Annotated in this window: 12 protein-coding genes and 1 riboswitch; of the genes, 3 read left to right on the top strand and 9 right to left on the bottom strand. The window is 72.6% G+C overall.

The window, feature by feature from the left end; all coding sequences use genetic code 11:
* Positions 1-154 precede the first annotated feature (154 nt).
* The gene (locus tag FG385_RS24815) at positions 155-925 is read left to right on the top strand and encodes an AsnC family protein (protein ID WP_139099183.1); all 771 of its coding nucleotides are present in this window, start codon (positions 155-157) and stop codon (positions 923-925) included.
* 294 nt (positions 926-1,219) lie between these two features.
* Here the strand turns inward: FG385_RS24815 and FG385_RS24810 are convergent, their stop codons facing one another.
* The 4 genes from FG385_RS24810 to FG385_RS24795 form a co-directional block, all read right to left on the bottom strand.
* Positions 1,220-2,134 (bottom strand): RluA family pseudouridine synthase, encoded by a 915-nt coding sequence (locus tag FG385_RS24810; RefSeq protein WP_235022774.1) that lies wholly within the window; start codon positions 2,132-2,134, stop codon positions 1,220-1,222.
* 8 nt (positions 2,135-2,142) lie between these two features.
* Positions 2,143-2,700: a signal peptidase II gene (gene lspA, locus FG385_RS24805; protein ID WP_139099181.1), complete on the bottom strand. Its 558-nt coding sequence runs from the start codon at positions 2,698-2,700 to the stop codon at positions 2,143-2,145.
* A 96-nt stretch (positions 2,701-2,796) separates the two neighbouring features.
* Positions 2,797-4,092, bottom strand: coding sequence for an aminotransferase class V-fold PLP-dependent enzyme (locus FG385_RS24800; protein ID WP_139099180.1), 1,296 nt, complete (start codon positions 4,090-4,092; stop codon positions 2,797-2,799).
* A gap of 34 nt (positions 4,093-4,126) precedes the next feature.
* A riboswitch (SAM riboswitch) is annotated at positions 4,127-4,241 on the bottom strand.
* Positions 4,242-4,257: 16 nt separating this feature from the next.
* Entirely contained in the window at positions 4,258-5,736 is a 1,479-nt protein-coding gene (locus FG385_RS24795; protein ID WP_139099179.1) for a potassium/proton antiporter, read from the bottom strand.
* Positions 5,737-5,823: 87 nt separating this feature from the next.
* Here FG385_RS24795 and FG385_RS24790 point away from each other — a divergent pair, with 87 nt between their 5' ends.
* Complete coding sequence (locus FG385_RS24790) at positions 5,824-6,393, top strand: hypothetical protein (protein ID WP_139099178.1); 570 nt, start codon at positions 5,824-5,826, stop codon at positions 6,391-6,393.
* On the opposite strand, the gene FG385_RS24785 is transcribed toward FG385_RS24790, so the two are convergent.
* Complete coding sequence (locus tag FG385_RS24785; RefSeq protein ID WP_139099177.1) at positions 6,329-6,595, bottom strand: DUF167 domain-containing protein; 267 nt, start codon at positions 6,593-6,595, stop codon at positions 6,329-6,331. The genes FG385_RS24790 and FG385_RS24785 overlap by 65 nt on opposite strands.
* Complete coding sequence (locus FG385_RS24780) at positions 6,595-7,275, bottom strand: ArsR/SmtB family transcription factor (RefSeq protein ID WP_139099176.1); 681 nt, start codon at positions 7,273-7,275, stop codon at positions 6,595-6,597. Before FG385_RS24780 ends, FG385_RS24785 begins: the two co-directional genes overlap by 1 nt.
* Positions 7,276-7,340: 65 nt before the next feature.
* Here FG385_RS24780 and FG385_RS24775 point away from each other — a divergent pair, with 65 nt between their 5' ends.
* Positions 7,341-8,708, top strand: coding sequence for an MFS transporter (locus tag FG385_RS24775; protein WP_139099175.1), 1,368 nt, complete (start codon positions 7,341-7,343; stop codon positions 8,706-8,708).
* On the opposite strand, the gene FG385_RS24770 is transcribed toward FG385_RS24775, so the two are convergent.
* The 3 genes from FG385_RS24770 to FG385_RS24760 form a co-directional block, all read right to left on the bottom strand.
* Positions 8,612-10,189, bottom strand: coding sequence for a penicillin-binding transpeptidase domain-containing protein (locus tag FG385_RS24770; protein WP_235022773.1), 1,578 nt, complete (start codon positions 10,187-10,189; stop codon positions 8,612-8,614). The two genes, FG385_RS24775 and FG385_RS24770, sit on opposite strands and share 97 nt — an antisense overlap.
* Before the next feature lie 34 nt (positions 10,190-10,223).
* On the bottom strand, positions 10,224-13,397 hold the full coding sequence (gene ileS / locus FG385_RS24765; RefSeq protein ID WP_139099174.1) for an isoleucine--tRNA ligase: 3,174 nt from the start codon (positions 13,395-13,397) through the stop codon (positions 10,224-10,226).
* A 232-nt stretch (positions 13,398-13,629) separates the two neighbouring features.
* Complete coding sequence (locus FG385_RS24760) at positions 13,630-14,910, bottom strand: MFS transporter (RefSeq protein WP_200834637.1); 1,281 nt, start codon at positions 14,908-14,910, stop codon at positions 13,630-13,632.
* Positions 14,911-14,920 lie beyond the last annotated feature (10 nt).

The raw sequence follows: 14,920 nt of genomic DNA, 5'->3' as shown, positions 1-14,920 counted from the left end.
CACGGCGCGCTCCAACGCCACACCACGCCCACCGCAGCATGATTTCGACCTTGAGGTTGACACAGGGGGTGTCATGCGACCCACAGTAGAACGTGGGTACGACAGGCGGGGTGAACAGGCGCCCGGTCCGGGCGAACCGGTAGCGTTTCAGCCCGTGGCCGTGACCGATCCCGTCGATGCCCGCCTGCTCGCCGCGCTGGCCGAGGTGGGCAAGGTCGCGGTACACGAACTCGCCGCGAAGGTCGGCATGGACCCGCGTGAGGTCGCGTACCGGCTGGTCGCGCTGTCCGGCAGCGGGCTGCCCTTGCTCGTCGGCGTGGAGAGTGACCCGAACGGCCTGCGCGCCGCGCTCGCCGGTGCGTGGTCACGCCCGGTGCCCCCGCCGGCCGTCCGCCCGGCGCCGCGGCCCGCTCCGCCGCCAGCGCCGCGGCCCGACCCGGTGATGAGCACGTGGGGTCCGCCGCAGACGGCCTCCTGGGCACGCGGCGACCAGAAACAGCCGCCGCAGCGCGCGGGCCGGATCGGGGAGGCGCTGCCCGCGCGGGGGCTCGACGGGGAGCAGTTGAGCGTGCACCTGCTGGAGGTGCAGGACCCGGCGGACTTCCTGTTCGGCGCGGCGGGCTACCGCCTGGAGGCGGGTGAGCGCGCGGTCATCGTGCACACGGAGGTCATCAACCGCGGGAGCGTGCCGTTCGTCTCGCTACCGGACAACTACCTGGAACTGGTCACGGCCGAGGGCAAGGCGGTCACGAAGGCGCCGGTGTCGCTGACCTCGCGGCCTCCGTACAAGATCGGCGTGCAACCGGGTGAAACGGCCGGCGGTCACACGGTCTATGTGCTCGGCGAGGCGACGCGCATCGTGTCGGTGCGCTGGAGCCCCCGCCCCGAGCCCGACGAACGCACCCTCACCTGGACCCTGGACTGACCCCCGAGATCTACCTTCAAGACGCCGAAATCTACATACGGGCGGTGGGAGCCGGGCGGAAGATGGCTCGAATGCGGCTGGGGCAGTCGGTCCGGCTTGGTTCGGCCGCGCGCGAGCGTGGAAATCGGCGCCTCAAAGCCGAACTCGCGGGCAGCGAAAGCCGAACACGCGCGAAGCGAGAGCCGGACTCACCCGCAGCGAAGGCCGAACTCGCGGGCAGCGAAAGCCAGACACGCGGGCGGTGGGAGCCGGACTCGCGCGGGGCGGGAAGGGGAGGGGCGGAGCCGGCGTGGGTCAGGTTTGGGTGCGGAGGACGTCGAGGGCGTGGGCCAGGTCTTCGGGGTACTCCGACTCGAACTGGACCCACCGGCCGTCGGCGGGATGCGCGAAGCCCAGCGTGCGCGCGTGCAGCCACTGCCGGGTCAAGCCGAGCTTGCGCGCCAGCACCGGGTCCGCGCCGTAGGTCAGGTCCCCGACACACGGGTGCCGCAGCGCCGAGAAGTGCACGCGGATCTGGTGCGTCCGCCCGGTTTCCAGCTTGACGTCGACCAGCGACGCCGCGCGGAACGCCTCGATCACCTCGTAGTGCGTGATACTCGGCCGCCCGCCGGCGACGACGGCGAACTTGTAGTCGTGCCGCGGATGCCGGTCGATGGGCGCGTCGATCGTGCCGCGCGTCGGGTCCGGGTGGCCCTGCACCACCGCGTGATAGCCCTTCTCGACCGTTCTCTCCTTGAACGCCCGCTTCAGCACCGTGTACGCGTGCTCGCTCTTCGCCACGACCATCACGCCCGTGGTGCCCGCGTCGAGCCGGTGCACGACTCCCTGGCGCTCGGCCGCGCCGGAGGTCGAGATCCGCAGCCCCGCCGCGGCGAGGCCACCGACGACCGTCGGCCCGGTCCAGCCCGGGCTCGGGTGTACCGCGACCCCGACCGGTTTGGACACCACCACGATGTCGTCGTCGTCGTGGAGCACGCGCAGGCCCGGCACCGGTTCCGCGACGATCTCGACCGGCCGGCCCGGATCGGGCAAGGTCACCTCGAGCAGCCCGCCCGCAGCGAGCCGTTCCGACTTGCCGACGGCCTTGCCGTTCAGCAGCACCTCACCCGTTTCGGCGAGTTCGGCGACCACCGTGCGCGACAGCCCGAGCAGTTTCGCGAGCCCGGCGTCCACGCGCATCCCGTCGAGGCCGTCCGGGACAGGCAGCATCCGCGCGCTCACTTGCGGCCCCGCCTGGTCCCGTCGTACTCGATCCCCAGCAGCGACAGCAGCACGATCAGCGCCCCGCCGACGGTGATGCACGAGTCCGCGAGGTTGAACACCGGGAAGTACTGCGCGTTGGGCCCGAACACCGAGATGAAGTCGATCACGTGCCCCCGCAGCGGGCCGGGCGCCCGGAAGAGCCGGTCGACGAGGTTGCCCAGCGCCCCGGCCAGCACCAGCCCGAGCCCGATGGCCCAGCCGATCGACCGCAGCCGCCCGGCGAACCAGATCACCGCGCCCGCCACCGCGATCGCGACCAGGGCGAACACCCAGGTCAGCCCGGTCGCCATGGAGAAGGCCGCGCCCGCGTTGCGGACGAGCTGCAGGTAGACGGCCCCGCCCAGGATCCGCACCGGCGCGTGGTCGGTCAACGTGGACACGACGATGAGCTTGCTGACGATGTCGAGCGCCAGTGCCACCACCGCGACGCAGGCCAGCAGCAGGACCCGGCGTCGGGGTGGCGTGGCCTGCCCGGTCTCGGTCTCCGGCTGCGATCCCTGTTCGGTGCTCACCCGGCCATTGTGCCGGACGCCCTCGCGGCCACGACGAGCACCGCGACCGCCACGCCGGGGCGGACTGACGTTCCCCGGTCACCGCGCGGGGCGCAGTCAGGCCAGGAAACCCGGCAGCGGGCGCGGATCCGGCACCGGGGCCCAGCGGCCGTCCGGTTTGCCGTACGTCCAGCGCGCGCCGCGGGCGAGGACCTGCCGCAGCGCCAGCACCAGCCGGTCCACGTGCGCCACCGTCGTGCCGAGCCCGAGGCTCGCGCGCAGCGCCTGCTGCCCGTGCGCGAGCCGCCGCGTCGCGATGTGCGCGCAGAACGCGCCGTCGCGCACGCCGATGCCGTACTCGGCCGACAGCACGGCGGCGAGCCAGCCCGCCTCGTACCCGTCGATCGTGAACCCGATCGTGCCGACTCGGTCACCCTCGTCGTCGAACAGCCTCAGTTCGGACAGGCCCGGCACGGCCGCCAGCCCGCGGCGCAGGCGCGCCAGCAGGTCCTCCTCGTGCGCCACGACCGGGCCCCAGTTCGCCGCGAGCTGCTCGCACGCGACGCCCAGCGCGTGCACGCCGACGGTGTTGGGCGAGCCGGCCTCATGCCGCTCGGGGCCGGTGTTCCACACGACCTCGCGCGAGGTGACCAGCTTCGTCGCCCCGCCGCCCGCGAGGTACGGCGGCGCGGCCCGCAGCCAGTCCGACCGCCCGATCAGCGCGCCCGCGCCGAACGGGGCGTACAGCTTGTGCCCCGACAACGCCACGTAGTCGACATCCAGCTCCCGCAAGGAGATCGCGCGGTGCGGGGCGAGCTGGGCGGCGTCGAGCGCGACGCGCGCGCCGTGCCGCCGGGCGACCGCGGCGATCTCGGCGACCGGAAGCAGTTCACCGGTCACATTGGACGCTCCGGTCAGCACGACCAGGCGCGGCCCTTCTGGGCATCCGGCGAGCGCCTCCTCCACCGCGGACACCGCCGCGAACCTCGTGCGGGGCGTGGGGATGCGCCGTACGTCCGGCCCGCGCCATGGCAGCAGCGCGGCGTGGTGCTCGGTGTCGAACAGCACGACCGACGTGTGCCGCGGGACGCCGCGAGCGAGCAGGTTCAGCGCGTCGGTCGTGTTGCGGGTGAAGACCACGCTGTCGCCGCGACGGGCGTCGACGAAGCGGCGCAGGACATCCCGGGTGCGCTCGTAGACCTTTGTGGACACTTGCGAGGCGAAACCCGCGCCGCGGTGGACACTCGCGTACCACGGCAGGAACTCGTCCACCGCCTGCCGCGCGGCGCCGAGGCACGGAGCGCTCGCCGCGTGGTCGAGGTTCGCGTACTCGACGGTCTCGCCGGTCACGAGGGGAACCTCGGCGTTCAGCGTCGCGGGGACGGAAACAACGGGGTCGAGTGCGAGAGTCATGGCGCCTCCTCGGCGGTCCTGGGACCCGTGAGGGGGCCCGCGCTTGCCCGCCGCAGCTCGCGGCCGGCCAGGTCCTCACCCGGGGCACCCCACCGCGGTTGGAGGGTTGCCGGCCAGCAAGCCGGGGCTTGACGCTGGCACTCGTGACCTTCGCAGCGCACCCTATCAGCGACCGGTCTCGCCGCGCCAGCGGGCCAGCGGGCCGGCCCGGTCGACCGCACGCAGCCGCCGTTCCGTGGCTTCCAGGGCCGCCTCGGTGGCGACCACCAGCAGCTGGTCACCGTCCTGCAGCCGGCTCGTCGGCTGCGGGGTGAAGCTCGACCCGTCACGCACGATCAGGCTGAGCGACGCGCCCCGGGGCAGCCGCAGCTCGCGCAGGTACACCCCGTGCAGCCGTGACCCGGCCTGGATCCGGACCTGCAGCAGCGCCGCGTCCAGTTCGTCGAGCGCGGCGGCGTCGACCTCGATCTCCTGCGGTTCGGTCTCCTTGGTCAGGCCGAGCCGTTTCGCGACCGGGGCCAGCGTCGTGCCCTGCACCAGGGTCAGCACGATCACCAGCACGAACACGGCGTCGACGAGCCGTTCGGCATCGGGCACGCCGGTGGCGAGCGGGATCATCGCGAGCACGATCGGCACCGCGCCGCGCAGGCCGGCCCAGGACAGGAACGCCTGCTCGCGCCAGGGCACCCGGAACGGCAGCTGCGAGGCCAGCACCGAAAGCGGCCGCGCCACCAGCAGCACGACCGCCCCGGCCACCAGGCCCGGGACGACCGCGTCGAGCAGCCGCTGCGGGGAGGCGAACAGGCCGAGCAGCACGAACAGCCCGATCTGCGCGAGCCATCCCATGCCCTCGGCGAACGACTGCGTGTCCGACCGGTGTGGCAGCCGTGAGTTCCCCAGCACCAGCGCCGCCACGTAAGTCGCCAGGAGCCCCGAAGCGTGCGCGAACTGACCCGACGCGTACGCGACGACGCACATGGCGACCGTCGCGAGCGGGTACAGCCCGGTGGCCGGCAGCGCGGCCCGGCGCAGCGCCCATCCCCCGGCCCAGCCCAGCGCGGCACCGATCGCGAGACCGGCCAGCAGTTCGTAGAGCACCAGCAGTGGAAGCGTCCAGTCGGCCCGCGTGCCCTCGGCCAGCACGACGACGAGGATGTACGCCGGCGCGTCGTTGATCCCGGACTCGAGTTCGAGCGCGCCGACGAGCCGTTTGCGGATGCCGACCGTGCGCAGGACCGAGAACACCGCGGCCGAGTCGGTCGAGCCGAGCACCGCGCCCCACAGCAGCGCCATCCGCCAGTCGAGCCCCAGCAGCCAGTGCAGTGCCGCACCGGTGATCGCGACGCTGAACCCGACGGCCACTGTGGATAGTGCTATGCCCTGCCACAGCGCCGGTTTCACCGCGGACCAGCGGGTGGTGAGACCGCCTTCGGCGAGGATCAGCACGAGCGCGGCGAGCCCGAGCGACTGGGTGAGCGAGGCGTCGGAGAACTGGATGCCGAACCCCGCCTCGCCGAGCAGCACGCCGAGCCCGAGGTAGATCAGCAGCGACGGCAGCCCGGCACGCGTGGACAGGCGGACGGCGAGGACCGCCGCCAGCAGGACGGCCGCGCCCACCCCCAGCACGACCGGCAGTTGCGCCACCCCTCACCTCCCGCGTTCGGACACATCGTAAAGAACCGGCCGGAAAATCCGTGGACCGGCACGGGTCCGGCGCCGGATGCTGGGCGCATGCTCGTGTTCTTCCACCCACGCCCGGGCGGCGGCACCCGCGCGGTACTGCACCGCGATGACGGCGTCACGCTCGAAATGCACTCCTACGACCGGAAGTGGCGCGTGCCGCATGATCTGGCGCACGCGGTGGCCGAACGCGAACTGGGCCTGAGCGGGGGCGTGTTCGGCTGTATCGCCGGGGGCGCGCTGTTCGCGTCCGTACGGGTGATCGACGGGCGGGCCCGCTACGACGCCGCGGAGCACGGCCGCCGTGTGATCGCCTGCCACGAACGGGAGATCGCGATCGCCGAGATGCTCTCCGGCGCCGTGCACGGCGCGGTCGAACAAGGCCGCGCCGGCGCCTTCTCCGCCGCGCGAGCGGGATGGGAGTCGGTACGGGAGGATCCGTTTCCCTACACCGAAATGGACATCCAGCGCGCGACCAGCACGCTGACCAGGCTTGCCGACGCCTTCGCGCACCTGCCGCGGGGCACCGGGCTGCGGTTCGAATGGCCGCGCCGGCTCACCGCCGCCGCAGCGCCGAAAGGACGGTCTCAAGGCCGGCCGGGGCGCCGTCGAGCTCGATGACCTTGTCTCGCCCGCGTTCTCCTTGCACCACAACGACATCGCGGCTGCGCACCCCGAGCGCCTTCGCGAGGACCTTGCGCACGGCCTCGTTGGCCTTGCCCTCCACCGCGGGCGCCTTGACCGAAACGATCAGCGCGCCCGCGTGCTCACCGCCGACGAAGTCCCGTTTCGCGCCCGGTTTGACGCGGACCGCGAACCGCATCAGGCGACCTCCGCCCTGGCGAGGTCGGCGCCGAGGCGGGCGAACGGCTCCGGGGTGAGCAGCCGGATCGCACGGTGCGGCTCGCGCCGCAGCCAGCCGGCCGCCACGGCGTGCCCGAGGAGCGCGGCGGGCAGGGCGCCGCCGAAGTGCTCCCGCCGTTCCGTCCAATCCAGACAGTCACGCAGCAGCGGGCGGCGGCCGCCCTCGGGTACCGGCACGCTCAGCTCGGCCAGCACGGCACGGCCGCGCGCGGTCAGGGTGAGCCCGTCGTCGAGGCTGACCAGCCCGGTGCGCACCATGCCGTCGCGGATCGCGACGCCGAGCGTGCCGGCCAGATGGTCGTAACACGTGCGCGCGAACGCCAGCCGCCGGGCACGCAAGGAGGCCTTCAGGCCGCGCGCGGGCCGGTGCCCGGCGTGCTGCGCGAGATGCTCGATGAGCTCGGCCACCCGCGGGTCGGCGATGCGGACGTAGCTGTGCCGCCCCTGTTTGGCCCCGGCGACGAACCCGGCCTCGCGCAGCCTCGTCACATGCTCGCTCGCCGTGGACGGGCCGACCCCGGCCGCCTTCGCCAGCTCACCGACCGTCCAGGCGCGCCCGTCGAGCAACGCGAGGCACATCGCGGCGCGGCTCGGCTCGGCGAGCACCGCCGCCACCTCGGCCAGCTCCACGGTTTCCATGCCCCCACCGTAGCCAGCCGACGGTTCGGCCGCCGCCGACAGGTTCCGTTCCTAGCGTCGACCGCGTGCGGAAGCAACTGACACTCCTGTCCCTGTGCCTTGGCCTGTTCCTCGCCCAGACCGACACGACCGCCGTCAACCTCGCGCTGCCCGCGATCGGCCGCGGGCTGCACGGCTCGCTGGCGGACCTGCAGTGGGTGATCGACGCCTACAACGTGGCGTTCGCGGCCCTCCTGCTGACCGGCGGCACGCTCGGCGACCGGTTCGGGCGGCGGCGGGTGTTCCGGTGCGGGATCGCCGTGTTCGTGGCCGGGTCCATCGTGTGCGCGCTCGCCCCCACCGCGCCGGTCCTGATCGCCGCGCGCGCCGTGCAGGGCGCCGGCGGCGCGCTCGCGATCCCGCAGAGTCTCGCGCTGCTCGCCGTGGTGTTCCCCGGCCGCCGCGAACGTCACCGCGCGATGGCCGCCTGGTCGACGGTCACCGGGGTCGCGCTCGCGAGCGGCCCGCTGCTCGGCGGGTTCCTCGTCGAGCAGGCGGGCTGGGTGGCGATCTTCTGGCTCAACGTGCCGATCGGCCTCGCCACGCTCGCCTTGAGCTTCGCGGTGCCGGAGTCTGCCGACCGCCATCCGCGCGGCGTCGACCTGCCGGGGCAGCTGCTGGCGGTGGTGTTCCTGGGCGCGCTGACCTACGCCGTGGTGCAGACCCGGATCCTGCCCGGTGCCGTCGCCGCCGTCGCGGGTGCCGCCTTCCTGCTGGCCGAACGCCGCGAGAAGGCGATGCTGCCGCTGGGTCTGCTGCGCCGCGGGCAGCTACGGGTCGCCGCGGTGGTGGCGCTGTGCATGACCTTCGGCATGTACGGCTTGCTCATGCTGGCGAGCCTGTACCTGCAGCAGCACCGCGACGCGCTGGAGGCGGGCCTGCTGCTGCTCCCCCTCCCGGCCGTGGTGGTGCTCGGCTCCCCGATCACCGGGCGGCTCGCGCACCGGTTCGGACCCCGGCCCGTGATGGTCGCCGGGATGAGCCTGATGGGCGGCGGCCTGGCGGCCTTCGCGCTCGCGGGGCCCGGCATTCCGGTGCCGTGGCTGGAGGTGGTGTTCGCGGTGCTCGGCGCCGGGCTCGCGCTCAACACCGGTCCCGTCGTGAACGTCGCCGTCAGCGCCGTGTCACCGGATCGCGCCGGGCTCGCCGGTGGCGTGGCGAACCTCGCCCGCATGTTCGGCGCGGCCCTGGGCGTCGCCGTGCTCGGCGTGGTGTTCGCCTCGGCCGGGCTGCCCGCCGCCCTCGCGACCGGAGCGGCCGTCGAGCTGGCGGGCGCCCTCGTGGCGTGGTTCGGCGTTCACAGCCTCCGCAGGAACGCCCCCGACGCCGATACCGCGGGTTTGGAGGAGTTGGCGCCGATCAGCAGCACCGAGAACGCGAGGTCGCCGCGGTAACCGGCGAACCAGCCGTTGGCCTGGCTGCCGTCCCCGAACTGTGCGGTACCGGTCTTGCCGGACACCGTGCCGCTGCCGGCCAGCCCGGTCGCGGTACCGCCGGTGACGACCTCGCGCATCATCGAGCGCAGCGCGCTCAGCACCGCGGCCGGCGGGGCGTCGTAGCCGGTGCTCACCGAAGTGCCGCGGTCGCGCACCAACTCCGGCGTGACGGGCTTCCCGGCGGCGACGGTCGCGGCCATCAGCGCGAGGCCGAACGGGCTCGCCTGCACCCTGCCCTGGCCGATCGCGGACTCGACCTGCTCGGCCGCGTTCGCCGACGGCACGACCTTGCCGGCTTCCGTGGTGATCCCGGGGATCTCGAAGTCCGCGTTGAGGCCGAACTGGCTCGCCGCCTTCGCCAGCGCGTCCGGCGGCAGCCCGGAGGCCAGCTGCGCGAACGTGGTGTTGCACGAATGCGCGAACGCGGAGTGCAGCGGCAGCGACGGGAGTGAGAACTCGTCGTCGTTCGGGATCGTGCGCTGGCCGATCCGCACGGTACCCGGGCAGGGCAGCACCGTACCGGCGTTCGCCGCCCCCGCCTCCAGCACCGCCGCCGCGGTCGCGATCTTGAACGTCGAACCGGGCGCGTAGAGCCCGGTCAGCGCGTTGCCCGAGGTCACGTCCGCGCTCTGCGCGACGGCCAGGATGTCGCCGGTGGACGGCTGGATCGCGACCAGCATCGCCGGGGCTCCGGCGGTGTCGACCGCCGCCTGCGCGGCCGCCTGAGCCGTGCTGCTCAAGGACGTGCCGAGCGCCTTCGGCTGCCCCTTGCCCTCGCGGTAGAGCGTGGTGACCTTGTTGGCGGCGTCGACCAGCACCACCGACCACGATTCGCCGCTGCCGGCCGCGAGCCGGCCGATCCCGGGCAGCACGAGGGGCGCGAACGCCGGATCCACCGCCCTCGGCCCGTCGGCCTCCCAGGTCATCAGCGTCTTGCCGTCGCGATCGGTCACCGCGGGACCCGCGGAGGCACCCCGGATGGCGAAGCGGTCGCCGGGGCCGAACTCGGGATGGATCGCCGACGGGGCGAAGTGCACCTTCCAGCCGGCGTCGCCGTGCACCAGCCTCAGTTCGTTGTCGTAGTTCCACACCCGGCCCGCGCCGAGGGTCCACTTCGCGTGGATCGCCGCCATCTCGCCCTTGACCTGCGTCAGGGTGGCGGTCAGTGCCTTCGCCCCGAGGCTCGTGCGGGCGGCTTTGAGCGCGGCCGACGCGCCCGCCTGGTCATCGGTCAGTGCTGCCGCCGCGGCGTCGTCGCCCGCCGACCACGCCCGCAGATACCGCGTGACCGCGTCCCCGGCGTCCCCGGCGGACGTGGCCGAGGCCGCGGGCGCCTCGCCGGAACCGCCGCCGCGCAGCACCACGACCGCCGCGACGACGATCGCGACCACCACCACGGCGGCGCCGGCCAGCACCCATCTTTTCGCGGTTCGCGACAACGTTTCCCCCCGGTCTCGCTCACCGGTCAATCGATCACGAACCGGACTTCGTTACGCCCACGCGCACCTTGACGCCCTCGCCGACGGTGCCCTCGAAACCACCTTCGACCGGGCCGTAGAACACCTTCACCGCCAGCGTCTCGCTCGCGACGAACTCCTCGTGCGCCTTCGCCGCCGCGACAACGTCCTCGGGCGCGTCAACGGTCAGTTCGATGCGGTCCGCGACGTCGAGCCCGGCGTCACGGCGGGCCTGCTGCACGACGCGGATCAAGTCCCGTGCCACCCCCTCGGCCGCGAGCCCCGGCGTCACCGCGGTGTCCAGCAGCACCAGGCCAGAACCCTCGGGCAACTCGGCCGCCGCGCCGGGATCCTTCGCGACCAGGCGCCGCTCGTACTCGTGGTCCAGCAGTTCGATCCCGGCGGCGACCAGCGCGCCCTCGGGCGAGGTGGTCCACTCCCCCGCCTTGACGGCCTTGATCACCTTCTGCACGTCCTTGCCGAGCCGCGGCCCGGCCGCGCGCGCGTTGACCGCGACCTCAAACCCGCCGTGCGCGGCGACATCCGTGCTCAGCTCGACGGCCTTCACGTTGACCTCGTCGGCGATCAGCTCGGTGAATCCCGCCAGCGACTCCGCGTCATCGGCGGCGACCAGCAGCTTCGCGAGCGGCAGCCGCACGCGCAGCTTGTTCGCCTTGCGCAAGGAAAGCGCGGACGAGCACACCTGGCGCACCCGGTCCATCGCGCGCACGAGCGACGGGTCCGCGGGCAGCTCGTCCACCAGCGGCCAGTCGGTCAGGTGCACCGAGCGCTCCCCGGTCAGCCCGCGCCACACCACCTCCGTCGTGTAGGGCAGCAGCGGCGCCAGCGTCCGGCTGGTCACCTCCAGCACCGTGTGCAGCGTGTCGATCGCGTCCTGCTCCCCGGCCCAGAACCGGTCCCGCGAGCGGCGCACGTACCAGTTCGTGAGCACCTCGAGGAACTCGCGCGCGCGCTGGCACGCGCCGGCGATGTCGCAGACGTCCAAACCGGACTGGACGTCGGTGACCAGTTCGTTGGTCTTGGCCAGGATGTAGCGGTCCAGCACATGTTTCGAATCCGTGCGCCAGCGGCCCTCCACGCCTTCGGCATTCGCATACAGGGCAAGGAAATAGTACGAGTTCCACAGTGGAAGCACGGCTTGGCGGACCGCGTCGCGGATGCCCTTGTCGGTGACGATCAGGTTGCCGCCGCGCAGGATCGGGCTCGCCATCAGGTACCAGCGCATCGCGTCGGACCCGTCGCGGTCGAACACCTCGTTGACGTCCGGGTAGTTCCGCAGCGACTTCGACATCTTCTGCCCGTCGGAACCGAGCACGATGCCGTGCGAGACGCACATGCGGAACGCCGGGCGGTCGAACAGCGCGGTCGCGAGCACGTGCAGCACGTAGAACCAGCCACGGGTCTGGCCGATGTACTCGACGATGAAGTCGCTCGGGTAGTGGTGCTCGAACCAGTCCGCGTTCTCGAACGGGTAATGCACCTGGCCGTAGGGCATCGACCCGGAGTCGAACCACACGTCGAACACGTCGGGGATCCGGCGCATCGTGGAGGCACCGCTCGGGTCGTCCGGGTTCGGCCGGGTCAGCTCGTCGATGAACGGCCGGTGCAGGTCCGTGGGCCGGACGCCGAAGTCGCGCGCCAGCTCGTCGAGCGAGCCGTAGACGTCGGTGCGCGGGAACGCGGGGTTGTCCGAGACCCACACCGGGATCGGCGTGCCCCAGTACCGGTTGCGCGAGACCGACCAGTCGCGCGCGCCCTCGAGCCATTTGCCGAACTGGCCGTCCTTGACGTGCTCGGGGTACCAGGTGATCTGCTGGTTCAGCTCGACCATCCGGTCGCGGAACTCGGTGACCTTCACGAACCACGACGAGACCGCGCGGTAGATCAGCGGGTTGCGGCAGCGCCAGCAGTGCGGGTACGAGTGCTCGTAGGTCTCGTGCCGCAGCAGGATGGCGCCCTGCCCGGCCGCCGGGCCGGTGCCGTTCCGGAGGTCCCTGATCAGATGCCGGTTGGCCTCGAACACCTGCAGGCCCTGGTAGTCCGGCACGGTCGCGTCGAACCGGCCCTTCGAGTCCACCGGCGTCACCGGCGTGATCCCGGCCTCGGTGGTGACCACCATGTCGTCCTCACCGTAGGCGGGAGACACCGACACCAGCCCGGTGCCGTCCTCGGTGGTCACGAAATCCGCAGCGATCACGCGGAACGAGTTCTCGTGGTCGGAGAAGTAGGGGAACGGGGGCTGGTAGCGGGTGCCGACCAGGGCCGATCCCTTGTACCGCGCGACGACCCGCGGTTCGTCGCCGAGTTCCTTGGCGTAGGCGGCCACCCGGGCCTCGGCCAGCAGGAGTCGCTTGCCCTCGTGCTCGACCACCACGTAGTCGATGTCGGGATGCACCGCGACCGCGAGGTTGGCGATCGCGGTCCACGGCATGGTGGTCCAGATCAGCAGGTGGACGCCGTCGAGTCCGGAGTCGTTGCCCGCCGCGAGGTAGCCGATCGTGACCGCCGGGTCCTGGCGGTTGGCGTAGGTGTCGTCGTCCATCCGGAGCTCATGGTTGGACAGCGGCGTCTCGTCGCGCCAGCAGTAGGGCAGGACGCGGTAGCCCTCGTAGACCAGGCCCTTGTCCCACAGCTGCTTGAACGCCCAGATGACCGACTCCATGTAGGACAGGTCGAGCGTCTTGTAGTCGTGCTCGAAGTCCACCCAGCGCGCCTGGCGGGTCACGTACTCCTGCCACTCGTTCGTGTAGCGCAGCACCGACTCGCGGCAGGCCTCGTTGAACTTGGCGATGCCCATCTCGTCGATCTGGGCCTTGTCGGTGATCCCCAGCTGCCGCTCGGCTTCCAGTTCGGCGGGCAGGCCGTGGGTGTCCCAGCCGAAACGCCGCTCGACACGGTGGCCGCGCATGGTCTGGTAGCGCGGCACGATGTCCTTGACGTACCCGGTGAGCAGGTGGCCGTAGTGCGGCAGGCCGTTGGCGAACGGCGGGCCGTCGTAGAAGACGTACTCGTTGCCGCCGTTGACGCCCGGCTCGCGTGCGTCGATGGACGCCCGGAAGGTGCGATCGGACTCCCAGTAGGCCAGCACGCCCTTCTCCAGCTCGGGAAAGGACGGCTGGGCCGGGACCTGGCCCGGGGTCTGCTCTCCCAGCACTGCCTTGGGGTACATCGGTGCGCTCCTCGCGGTTCCGTCGCTCTCGTAGGGGATCTGGCGATCCCGCACGGGGACGAGACGCGCGCCGTGCGCGTTCCGCGGTACCACCCCGCTTGCCCGCGCGTGCGCGGGCCGCTCGTTCGGCGGCTGTCACGGGCCGCACCCGTCCGGTTCTACTGAGGCCGGCGGCCCGTTCTTCCGGAGGCTCCCCGGTGATGGCCGGATCGACACCCTGCTGCGTCCCAGGTTAGCGCACGGTGCACGCCGTTATCCCGATGGCCGCCCCCCACACCGCCGCGCCCAGGATCCCGGCCGTGTGCAGCCCGGCGGCGAACGTGCCGTAATGCCCGAACACCGCGACCCCGAGCGCGCCGAACGCCTGCCGGGCCGTGTTGTTGACCCCGCTCGCGAGCCCGGCGCGGTCCGGCGGGACCCCGCCAACGGCGGCCGACACCACCGCCGCGGTCAGCAGACCCATGCCGATCCCGAGACCGAGCCAGCTCGGCAGCACGGTCAGGTAGCCGGTGCCGGTGGTGACCCGCAGCAGGTTCAGCAACGCGACCGCGCCCACGGCGAGCCCGGCGATCATCAGCGGCCGCGGCCCGAACCGGCCGACCAGGCGCCCGCTGACCGGGGCGAGCAACGACAGCGGTACGAACCCGGGCAGCAGGCGCACGGCCGCGTCGAATGGCCCGTAGCGGAGCACGCCCTGCAGGTACAGCGTGAGCACCAGGATCATGCCGAGCCCGACGAAGTTCATCGCGCCCGCCACCAGGTTCGCCCCGGCGAACTGGCGCGAGCGCAGCAGCGCACCGGGCAGCATCGGCTCCGGCGCCCGGCGCTCCACCACGACGAACACGACCGCGGCGACGGCGGCCGCCGCAACACTCACACCGGACCCCTCGATCACCGCGAACACCAGCGCCGCCAGCGTCACCGCCGCGCTCGCGGCACCCGCGAAATCGACCCGGCGCGGCGCCCGGTGATCGTCCTCGATGAGCGCCAGCGACGCGAGGATCGCGAGCGCGACGAGCGGGACGTTGAGCCAGAAGAGGATCCGCCAGCCTCCCGCGGCCACGAGTGCCCCGCCGAGGACGGGGCCGGCGGCGAGCGCGAGCGCGGAAACCCCGGCCCACACGCCCAGCGCCCGGGCCCGTTCGCGCCGGCCGGGATAGGCGTTCGTGATGACGGCCAAGGTGCCGGGCAGCAGCAGCGCCGCACCGAGACCCTGCACCGCGCGGAATGCCACGAGAGCCAAGCCGGAGGGGGCGAGCGCGCAGGCCGCCGAAGCGAGCCCGAACGTCGCGAACCCGGTCGCGACGATCCGGCGATGGCCCAGCACGTCGCCCAGCGCGCCCCCGGCCAGCAGCAACGCGGCGAGCACGACCGCGTAGCCGTCCACGATCCCTTGCAGCGTCCCCACCCCGGCGCCGAGTTCGCGCCCGATCGTCGGCAGGGCGACGTTGACGACCGTGACATCGAGCTGGACCAGGAACATCCCGGCGCACATCGTGAGCAGTAAGACCATGGCACCAGCA

Origin of the sequence: Amycolatopsis alkalitolerans (genome assembly GCF_006152065.1) — a bacterium.
In the GTDB taxonomy this organism is placed as follows: Bacteria; Actinomycetota; Actinomycetes; order Mycobacteriales; family Pseudonocardiaceae; genus Amycolatopsis_E; species Amycolatopsis_E alkalitolerans.
Note: the sequence above shows the minus strand (reverse complement) of the source record. Positions and strands in the feature narration are given on the sequence as shown.

Bases quoted from the DNA above. Each gene is read 5' to 3' on its own strand.
- FG385_RS24810 (WP_235022774.1), bottom strand. From the start codon at position 2,134: ATGCTGCCTGTCCCGGACGGCCTCGACGGGATGCGCGTGGACGCCGGG.
- FG385_RS24800 (WP_139099180.1), bottom strand. From the start codon at position 4,092: ATGACTCTCGCACTCGACCCCGTTGTTTCCGTCCCCGCGACGCTGAAC.
- FG385_RS24790 (WP_139099178.1), top strand. From the start codon at position 5,824: ATGCTCGTGTTCTTCCACCCACGCCCGGGCGGCGGCACCCGCGCGGTA.
- FG385_RS24785 (WP_139099177.1), bottom strand. From the start codon at position 6,595: ATGCGGTTCGCGGTCCGCGTCAAACCGGGCGCGAAACGGGACTTCGTC.
- FG385_RS24780 (WP_139099176.1), bottom strand. From the start codon at position 7,275: ATGGAAACCGTGGAGCTGGCCGAGGTGGCGGCGGTGCTCGCCGAGCCG.
- ileS (WP_139099174.1), bottom strand. From the start codon at position 13,397: ATGTACCCCAAGGCAGTGCTGGGAGAGCAGACCCCGGGCCAGGTCCCG.
- FG385_RS24760 (WP_200834637.1), bottom strand. From the start codon at position 14,910: ATGGTCTTACTGCTCACGATGTGCGCCGGGATGTTCCTGGTCCAGCTC.